This window comes from Mycolicibacterium tokaiense (assembly GCF_010725885.1).
GTDB lineage: Bacteria > Actinomycetota > Actinomycetes > Mycobacteriales > Mycobacteriaceae > Mycobacterium > Mycobacterium tokaiense.
In genome coordinates this window covers 1,904,165-1,913,903 of sequence record NZ_AP022600.1, presented here as the reverse complement: position 1 = coordinate 1,913,903, position 9,739 = coordinate 1,904,165, and the positions used below count along the sequence as shown (strand labels likewise).

3 protein-coding genes are annotated in these 9,739 nt (G+C 67.6%); all 3 read right to left on the bottom strand.

Annotated elements, in window-relative coordinates; translation table 11 throughout:
• Positions 1-6: 6 nt before the first annotated feature.
• Entirely contained in the window at positions 7-2,583 is a 2,577-nt protein-coding gene (locus G6N58_RS09135) for a two-component system response regulator (RefSeq protein WP_232067795.1), read from the bottom strand.
• Positions 2,584-2,772: 189 nt separating this feature from the next.
• The gene (locus G6N58_RS09130) at positions 2,773-4,329 is read right to left on the bottom strand and encodes an acyl-CoA carboxylase subunit beta (protein ID WP_068919428.1); all 1,557 of its coding nucleotides are present in this window, start codon (positions 4,327-4,329) and stop codon (positions 2,773-2,775) included.
• A gap of 25 nt (positions 4,330-4,354) precedes the next feature.
• Positions 4,355-9,709, bottom strand: a complete 5,355-nt coding sequence (gene pks13, locus G6N58_RS09125; RefSeq protein ID WP_163908033.1) for a polyketide synthase Pks13 — start codon at positions 9,707-9,709, stop codon at positions 4,355-4,357.
• Between the last annotated feature and the right edge of the window lie 30 nt (positions 9,710-9,739).

Genomic DNA, 9,739 nt, shown 5'->3' with positions numbered 1-9,739 from the left:
GCAGCTCTACCCCAGGACTTCCAGTCGGGTGGCCAGATCCGTGGCCTCGATCGGGTGGGAGTACAGATATCCCTGCTGCAGAACGCATCCGGCCTCCCTGAGCCAGTCGGCCTGCTGCTGTGTCTCGACACCTTCGGCGATGAGGTCCACCTCCATGGTGGCCGCGACCGCGATCTGGCTGCGCACCAGCCGTTGCATCCGGTCGTTGCCGGGGACTTCGGCGACAAACGAGCGGTCGATCTTCAGCCAGTCCACCGGGACGTGCATCAGGTTGGTCATGCTGGAGTGCTCAACGCCGAAATCGTCGATGGCCAAACTGAATCCGAAGTCCCGGGCGCGCCGTAAGGCGGCGTGGGCGGGGGCCGGATCGCGGGAGAACGCGCTCTCGGTGAGCTCGAGACACACCCGTTGCGGCGGGATCGCATTGTCGCGCTGGGCGCCGATGAGGTGGTCCAGGAAGCCGGCGTCCAGGACCTGGTCCGGGGAGAGGTTGACGTGCAGGCGCAGATCCCGGCGCCCCAGCGCGACGAAATCCGCGAAGCTGCGGGTGACGACCCAGCGGCCCAGCGGCCCCACCTGACCGGCATCCTCGGCGAGCGCGATGATCTCGGTGGCCGGGATCTCCTCGTCGCCGACCCGCCACCGCACCAGGGCTTCCAGCGCGAACAGTGCCCCGGTCGTGGAATCGACGATCGGCTGGTAGGCCATCCGGAAATCCGAGCGCGCGATGGCATCCGAGACCTCAGCCCGCAGATACACCTTGCCCTGGTGTTGCGATCCGATGCGCGCGGTGTAGAGCACGCACTCGGTGGATCGGGTCTGCTTGGCCTCGAACATCGCCATATCTGCCTGGGTGAGCAGTTCCTCGGGGGTGTGGGCGCTGGCGCCGAGGCACGCGACGCCCATGCTCAGCGAGGGCTGGATGGTCACGTTGCCGCAGTGCACCGGCGTGGACTGGGTGTGCGCGAGCACACGGTTGCCCATGGCCACGGCCGCCGCCGTCGACGACACCCCCTCGAAGACCACGATGAACTCGTCTCCGCCGACCCGGCAGACCAGGGTGTCCCCATCCACGGCGTCACGCAACCGGGCCGCCAGTTCCACCAGGAGTTCGTCGCCGGTGTCGTGACCATAGGTGTCGTTGACGGCCTTGAAGTGGTTGACATCGACGTAGAGCATCGCAACCAGCGCCGACCCGGTATCCCGGTGCCGCGCCAGGTGGGCCAGACGTTCGTTGAGCTGACGGCGGTTGGCCAGATCGGTCAGCGGGTCGTGGCTGGCCAGATGGCGGATCTCGGTCTGCGCCTGCTTGATCTCGGTGAGGTCGTGGACCACCGCTGCCACGTGCAGGTCCACCGACTCGCCGATGGGCGACAAGGTGATCGTGACATCCACCCGGCGGCCGTCGAAGGCCGTCAGCGTCATCTCCAGCGAATGCTCCCGCAGGGTGGCCATGGTGACGTCCAGCTGTTCACGCAGGTGCTCGCGATCGTCCTCGGCAGCCAGGTCCACGATGGATCTGCCGATCAGCGCGTCGTGCTCGCCGCTGAACAACGCGGTGGCCGCCTTGTTGCAGCTGCGGATCTCACCGGACTTGTCGACGGCCAGGATGGCGTCACCCGTGGCCTGCATCACGGCGGCGTACTCGGCGGCCACCCGGTAGAGCGTGGCGTTGGAGATGGCCAGCGCGGCGGCCACCGACACTCCCCGGAACAGGGCGGCGTCGGTCTCGGTGAACGCCTGCGACCTGCCGATGCACAGTGCACCGACCCGCTGGCTGCGGGCCGTCATCTCCTCCACCAGCACCGCAGGATGTGGTGCAGCGCAAGGCCGTCCGGCCAGATGCTCGTCGAGCCAGCCCTGCAGCCGCGCCGGATCACCGTCGGATTCCGACAGCGAGTAGTGCCAGTCTCCGTCGGTGGTCGGCAGCCGGAGCACACAGTCGGCGTCGAACATCGCGCTCAGCTCGGTGACGACGGCCTGCTCCAGCGAGGCGAGATCGATGCTGGCCTCGGCGAAGATGTTGGTGAGTCGCTCGCGGCGGCGGGTGAAGGCCAATTCGTCGCGCTGGCGGATCTCCGCGGCGCGGGCGACCTGCAGCTGCTGCTCGTGCAGCTTGGCCGCGGCCTCGCGCAGCCGCACAAAAGACCGGTCGAGTTCGAGCAGCGCTTTCACCTTGGCGTAGAACACCTGCCGGGAGACGGGCTTGACCAGGAAGTCGACGGCGCCGAGGTCATATCCGCGATGCAGATCGGCGGCCTCGGCCTGGCCGGTGAGGAAGATGATCGGTTTCGAGGCGAGCTCTTCGACGTCGCGGATCAGCTGCGCGGTCTCGAAGCCGTCCATTCCGGGCATGTTGATGTCGAGGACGATCACCGACACCCGGCGCTGCAGCAGCAGCGTGAGCGCTTCCTCACCAGATGCGGCCTGAACGATCTCACAGTTCAGCGGCGTCAGGACGGTGGCCAGCAGATCACGCAACCGGGCATCGTCGTCGACCACCAGGACAACCTGGCGATGCAACTCCGCAGGGTCGGTCTGCGGGCTCGTCAGAACTTCACCTGCCGCCTCCGGGACAAGCACGCCGACTTCCACCCGCCTTGGTTGTCTACGGGACCCCCCACCCGCAACCCGCTAATTCGAGCCGATGAAGTGATCGCGAGAAAGAGCATAGTGCGAAGTTGCCCAAAAGGCAGGCGACCTGGCCAGAAGAACCGGAATCGGGTCGTCACCGCGCCGCCGCACCGAGGTGGGCCAGCGAACTCTCGACGACTAGATCGGGATCAGGCCGTGCTTGCGCTGCACGCGCTGGATCTGCTTGTCCCGCAACAACCGCATGGCGCTGCGGAGCTTGAGCCGCGTCTCGTGCGGCTCGATCACGGCGTCGACGTAACCGCGCTCGGCGGCGATGTACGGGGTGGCCAGGTTCAGGTTGTAGCCCTCGATGAAATCGGCCTTGATCTTCTGCACCTCGGGGGCGTTGGGATCGGGGAACCGCTTCACCAGCAGCTGCGCGGCACCCTCGGCACCGATCACCGCGATGCGGGCGGTGGGCCAGACGAAGTTCATGTCCGCGGTCAGCTGCTTGGATCCCATCACCGCGTACGCACCGCCGTAGGACTTGCGGATGGTGATGGTGACCTTGGGGACGTCGGCCTCCACCACCGAGTACAGGAAGCGCCCGCCGCGCTTGATGATGCCGTTCTTCTCCTGCTGTACGCCGGGCATGAACCCGGGAGTGTCGACCACGAACACCAGCGGGATGTTGAACGAGTCGCAGAAGCGGACGAAGCGCGCGGCCTTGTCGGACTCCTCGTTGTCGATGGCGCCGGCGTTGTACATCGGCTGGTTCGCGATCACCCCGACGGTGCGCCCGTCCACCCGGGCGTAACCGGTGATGATCGCCTGCCCGGCTTGGGCTGCCACATCGAGGAATTCGCCGTCGTCGAAAATCCGGATCAGGATCTCGTGCATGTCGTAGCCCATGTTGTCGGCGTCGGGCACGATGGTGTCGAGCTCGAGGTCGTGCGGGGTGACCTCCGGTTCCAGACCGGGATTCACGATGGGCTCTTCGTCGAAGGTGTTGGGCGGCAGGAAGCTCAGGTAGTCGCGGACGTATTGGAACGCCGCCTTCTCATCCTCGACCACCTGGTGGATGTTGCCGTAGCGGGCCTGCTGATCGGCACCGCCGAGCTCGTCGAGGGAGACGTCCTCACCGGTGACGTCCTTGATCACGTCGGGACCGGTGACGAACATGTAGCCCTGGTCGCGCACCGCGACGATGAGGTCGGTCTGAATGGGCGAATACACCGCGCCACCGGCGCATTTGCCGAGGATGATCGAGATCTGTGGCACCAGACCGGACAGCAGCTCGTGGCGGCGGCCCAGTTCGGCATACCAGGCCAGCGAGGTGGCGGCGTCCTGGATCCGGGCACCGCCGGAGTCGTTGATGCCGATGATCGGGCAGCCCACCATGGCCACCCACTCCATCAGCCGGGCGACCTTGCGGCCGAACATCTCTCCGACCGTGCCCTGGAACACCGTCTGGTCGTGGCTGAACACCCCGACCGGGCGCCCGTTGATGGTGGCGTGCCCGGTGACCACACCGTCGCCGTAGAGCGCGTTGGGGTCACCCGGCGTCTTGGCCAGGGCGCCGATCTCGAAGAAGCTGCCCGGATCGATCAGGTCATAGATGCGGGCGCGGGCGCTGGGGATGCCCTTCTTCTCGCGCTTGGCAACGGCTTTCGCGCCGCCGGGCTCCTTGGCCAGCTCCAGCTTCTCGCGCAGATCGGCGAGTTTCTCCGCCGTGGTCGCAGGTGCCTGCTTCACCGGGTTCTCGTCCGTCACGGGGCGCTCACTTTCCCTGGTTGGCTTGGATCTGGTTGATGGCCTGGCTCATGTGTGCGCCCACCTTGGCGATGTAGGGCTCGTCGATGGCCTGGATGTGCTCACCACCGATGTTCACCACCTCGAGGTCGGACACGTACTCACCCCACCCGCCGTCGGGTTGGCGGGTGGCGTAGGCGGGTTCGAAGGTGATGGCGTCGTCGTGGTAGCGGTCGGCCATGTAGAGCGTGACGTGCCCGTCGTAGTTCTTGATCTCGGCGACATCGAGAGCACGCTGGTCCAGGTACGACGTGCGCTGATGCTCGATGATGCCGCCCGGGATCTGCACGCCGGAATCCTTGACCGCGTTGAGGACGAACTCGACCTGCCCTGCGTCGTCCAGCTTTTCGAGCTCCTCGTACGGGATCTCCGGGATCTGGACGTTGAACGTCTTCTCCGCGAACTTCGCGTAGCGGTCCCAGCGGGCCCGGGTGCCCTCGGTGGACGTGTCGATCGGCACGCCGGGACGCACGCAGTCGATGAGCCCGACGAAGCGGACGTCCGCGCCGGCTTCCTTGAGCCCGATGGCGCAGGCGTAGGACAGTGCCCCGCCGAGGCTCCAGCCGGCCAGGATGAACGGCTTGTCCCCATTGAGCTCGAGGAGCTTGGGCACGTACACCGCGGCACGTTCCTCGATGGTCCCCTCGACCCGTTCCAGACCGATCATCGGGGTGCTGGCCGGCAGGCGGTTCAGCAGCGGCTCGTAGACCACCGTGGATCCGCCCGCGGCGTGGAACACGTAGACCGGGACCTGGTCGTCGCTCTCGGCCTTGCGCAGGGTGCGCACGAAGCCGTCGAGCTCGCCGGCTTCGAGAAACTCGCGCACCGTGGTGGCAAGCGCCTCGATGTTCGGCGCCGACGTGACGTCCTCGGCGGTGATGGTGCCTTCGGCTCGCTCCGACAGCCGCTGCGCCAGTTTGGCCGCAGTGTCGGCATCGAGCTGCGGCAGCTCGTTGAAGATGCCGCCGGGGCTCTTGCCGGTGACGATGGCCCAGGTGGCGAAGGTCAGCCGCTCGGCCGCATCACGCGGTGGCACATCGGAATTGAGCGCCTCCGCGATGGCCTGCTGGTTCAGCGCTGCTGCCGCTGCAGCCAGGTTGGGCTGCGCCTTGCCCTCTTCCCGGTTCTGCCCGGTGGGATCGGTGGGCGGGGGCGGCAACGGCGTGTCACCCAGAGGGTTGGTGGGTGGGGGCGGGATGTCGGCGGGCGTGGTGTCCGCCGTGGCCGCCGCCTTCTCGTTGAGTTCCTCGGCCTCGGCCGCCACCCCGGGATCGGCCAGCGTGGCCAGCCGCTCCTCGATCTCGGCGGCCGTGGAGGCCCCGCCCAGCAGTTCGGCCTGCGCGGCGGCCACCTCTTCTTCGCTTGCCGTGCTCTGGAACTCGTGCAGCTGCGCCACCTCGTCGCGGTGCTCGATCGCGTAGGCGATCAGCTTCTCGACGTTGTAGAGGTTGGCGTCGCGCACCGCGGTCAGCTGGATGGGCGGCAGGTCGAAGTCGTACTCGACCCGGTTCTTGATGCGCACCGCCATCAGCGAGTCCAGGCCGAGCTCGATCAGCGGCACCTCCCACGGCAGGTCCTCGGGCTCGTAGCCCATGGCGCCACCGACGATGGCGCCCAGGCGGTCGCCGATGCTCTCACCTGTTTCCGGCGACCACTTGGCGAAGCCGGCGGCCAGACCTGCACCGGCGGTGAGGTTGTCGCTCAGGATCTCGGCGTCGTCCTCGACCACCTCGGGCTCGGGCTCGGCGAACTGGGTGGTGGCCACACCGACCGCCGCCGCCACCGGTAGTGCCCCACCCTGCCCACCGCGGGACACGATCGCGTCGTACACCAAGGTGAACGACTCGTCGATCCGCGCGTGCACCTGCACCGACGCCCCACCGGGATGCCGGGTGAGGGTGGTGACCAGCCGGGCGTTGTCACCGGGCACCGCACGCTGTTCGGAGGCGGTGAGCTGGGCATCCGGAAGCACCTGGACCGCAGCGGCTTTCACCAGAGCGGCCAGATCGGTCTTGCCGCGCGGGCCGTACTCCCAGACGTGCCTGCCGTCGGGCAGCGACACGTGGGCACCCGGCAGCACACCGGAGTTGTCGCCGGAGAAGTGCACGTCCAGCCAGTGCGGCTTGCGCCGGAACCGGGTGGGCGGGATGTTCGCGAAATCGCCCGCATCAAAGAGAGTTCGGATATCGAGATCGTGGCCGTGCACGAACAGGTTCGCCATGGCCGTGGTCATGGAGTCGACCTCGTCCTGCTTACGCGCCAGCGTCGGGATCAGCTGACCGTCATGCAGGCCCGCGGAGGCCGTCGTCAACCCGACTTGCATGAGCGCCACCGGGTTCGGCGCCAGTTCCAGGAAGGTGGTGTGGCCGTTGTCGACGGCGTTGCGGATGCCCTGGGTGAAGTAGACGCTGTGGCGCAGCCCCTTCTTCCAGTACTCCACGTCGTGGATCGGCTCGGCCCCGGCACGGATCAACTGACCTTCGTGCACGGTCGAGAAGTAGGCCGTCTGCAGCGGACGGGCCTGGATGCCCTGGATCTCGGCGGCCAGTTCACCGAGCAGCGGATCCATCTGCTGGGTGTGGCTGGCTCCCTTGGTCTGGAACTTGCGGGCGAAGCGGCCCTCGGCCTCCGCGCGGGCGATGATGGCGTCCACCTGCTCCGGCGGACCGCCGATGACGGTCTGTGTGGGTGCGGCGTAGACGCACACCTCGAGGTCCGGGAAATCGGAGAACACCGTTTTGATCTCGTCGACGGAGTACTCGACCAGCGCCATCAGGCGGATGTACTCGCCGAACAGCATGGCCTCGCCCTCACCCATCAGGTGTGAGCGCGAGCAGATGGTGCGGGTGGCGTCCTCCAGCGACAAGCCGCCGGAGAAGTAGGCCGCGGCGGCCTCGCCGAGCGACTGCCCCACCACCGCACCGGGTTTGGCGCCGTGGTGCTTGAGCAACTCACCGAGGGCGACCTGGATGGCGAAGATGACCACCTGGGTGGTCTCGATGCCGTAGTCCTGCGAGTCGTCGAGGATCAGCTCGACGATGGAGTAGCCCAGCTCGTCCTGGATCAGGGCGTCGACGGTGTTGATCCACTGCGCGAACACCTCGTTGCGCAGGTACAGGCTCTTGCCCATCTTGCGGTGCTGGGCACCGAAACCGGCCAGCACCCACACCGGCCCGTTGGTGACCGGTCCGTCGGTGGACAGCACCAGCGGGCTCTGCTTGCCCTCGGCCACCGCACGCAGGCCCTTGACCGCCTCGTCGTGATCGTGGGCCAGGACCACCGCGCGGGACCGGCCGTGGTTGCGCCGTGACAGCGAGCGTCCGATGGCCTCCAGCGAGGTCGCGCGGCCCTCCTCGCTGTCGATCCAGTCGGCGAGCTCGGCGGCGGCCAGCTTCTTGCGGGAGGTCAGGAATGCCGAGATGGCCAGCGGCACAATCGGTGTGACGGGTTCCTGGGATTCGAGTTCCTCGCGGGCGACGGCCAGCAGGCGCAGCGCCTCGTCGGTGAGGCCGGGCAGCTCGTGCTCACCCTCGCCATGAGCGGACTCGTTGCCGTAGAAGTCCAGCGTGCCATCGGCGTCATCGTCGTCGTGGATGAACTCGCCGTACTCGTCCATCCGCACGCCACCGACGTAGACGGCGTTGGCGTCGGCGTTGTCTGCCTGCGGCGCAGCGGTTTCCGGCGCCGGCTCCGGCTCCACCAGATCGCTGGGCAGCACCTCGCGGACCACGATGTGGGCGTTGGCGCCACCGAACCCGAATCCGGAGACACCGGCGATGGCGTGACCGCTGTAGCGGGGCCAGTCGGAGACGGTGTCGTTGACCTTGAGGTGCTCCCGGTCGAAGTCGATGTAGGGGTTGGGCCCGGCGTAGTTGATCGACGGCGGGATCTTGTCGTTGTGCAGCGACAGCGCTACCTTGGCCAAGCTGGCCGCACCGGCGGCCGACTCCAGGTGTCCCACATTGGATTTCACCGCACCCAGCAGCGCGGGCTGCTCGGGGGACCGGCCCCTGCCGACCACCCGACCCAGAGCGTCGGCCTCGATGGGGTCACCCAGGATGGTGCCGGTGCCGTGCGCCTCGATGTAGTCGACGTTGCGCGGGTTGATGCCGGCGTTCTTGTACGCGGTGCGCAGCACCTCGGCCTGGGCGTCCGGGTTCGGCGCCAGCATGCCGTTGGAGCGGCCGTCGTGGTTCACCGCACTGCCGGCGATCACCGCGAGGATCTCGTCGCCGTCGCGGCGCGCGTCGGCGACCCGCTTGAGCACCAGCATGCCCGCACCCTCGGCGCGGGAGTAGCCGTCGGCGTCGGCGGAGAACGATTTGATCCGGCCGTCCGGGGCCAGCACACCGCCCACCTCGTCGAAGCCGATGGTGACCAGCGGGGTGATCATCGCGTTGACACCGCCGGCCAGCACCACGTCGGCCTCTCCGGTTCGCAGCGCCTGGACACCTTCGTGCACGGCCACCAGCGAGGACGAGCACGCGGTGTCGATGGCCATCGACGGTCCGCGGAAGTCGTAGAAATACGACACCCGGTTGGCGATGATCGAGCTGGTGGTTCCGGTGATCGCGTAGGGGTGGGCCGTAGCCGGGTCGGCGACCGCCATGAAGCTGTAGTCGTTGTTGGAGGCGCCGATGAACACGCCGACCTTGCCGCCACGCAGCGCCGAAGCCGGGATGCGGGCGTGCTCCAGCGCCTCCCACGTCAGCTCGAGCGCCATCCGCTGCTGCGGGTCGATGTTGTCGGCTTCCATCTTCGACAGCGCGAAGAATTCGGCGTCGAAGCCCTTGATGTCGGAGAGGTAGCCGCCGCGGGTGTGGGCCTTGGCGACACGCTCGGCGATGCGCGGCTCGGCCAGGAATTCCTCCCACCGGCCCTCGGGCAGATCGGAGATGCCGCTGCGGCCTTCCAGAAGCGCCTGCCACGTCTCACCCGGGGTGTTCATCTCTCCGGGGAACCGGGTGCCCAGACCGACGATCGCGATGTCGTATTCACCGTCGGGCTTGCCCGGCGACCGCGACCAGTCCTCGTCGTCGTCGACGTCCTCGTCCTCCGGCTCGCCCTCGACGATCACCGTGGCCAGCGCCTCGATGGTGGGGTGGCGGAACGCGGTGGTGGCGCTGACGGTGACCCCGGTGAAGTCCTCGATGTCCGAGGCCATGGCCACCGCATCGCGCGAGGACAGGCCGAGCTCCACCATGGGCGCGGTCTCGTTGACCGAGTCCGGAGACTGGCCGGTGGCGTTGGCCACCCAGTTGCGCAGCCAGGTGCGCATCTCCGGAACGCTCAAGTCAGGCTTGCCGGGAGTGTTGTCGCTCATATCGTCAGGGCCTCACTGCGCTGGAAGAGA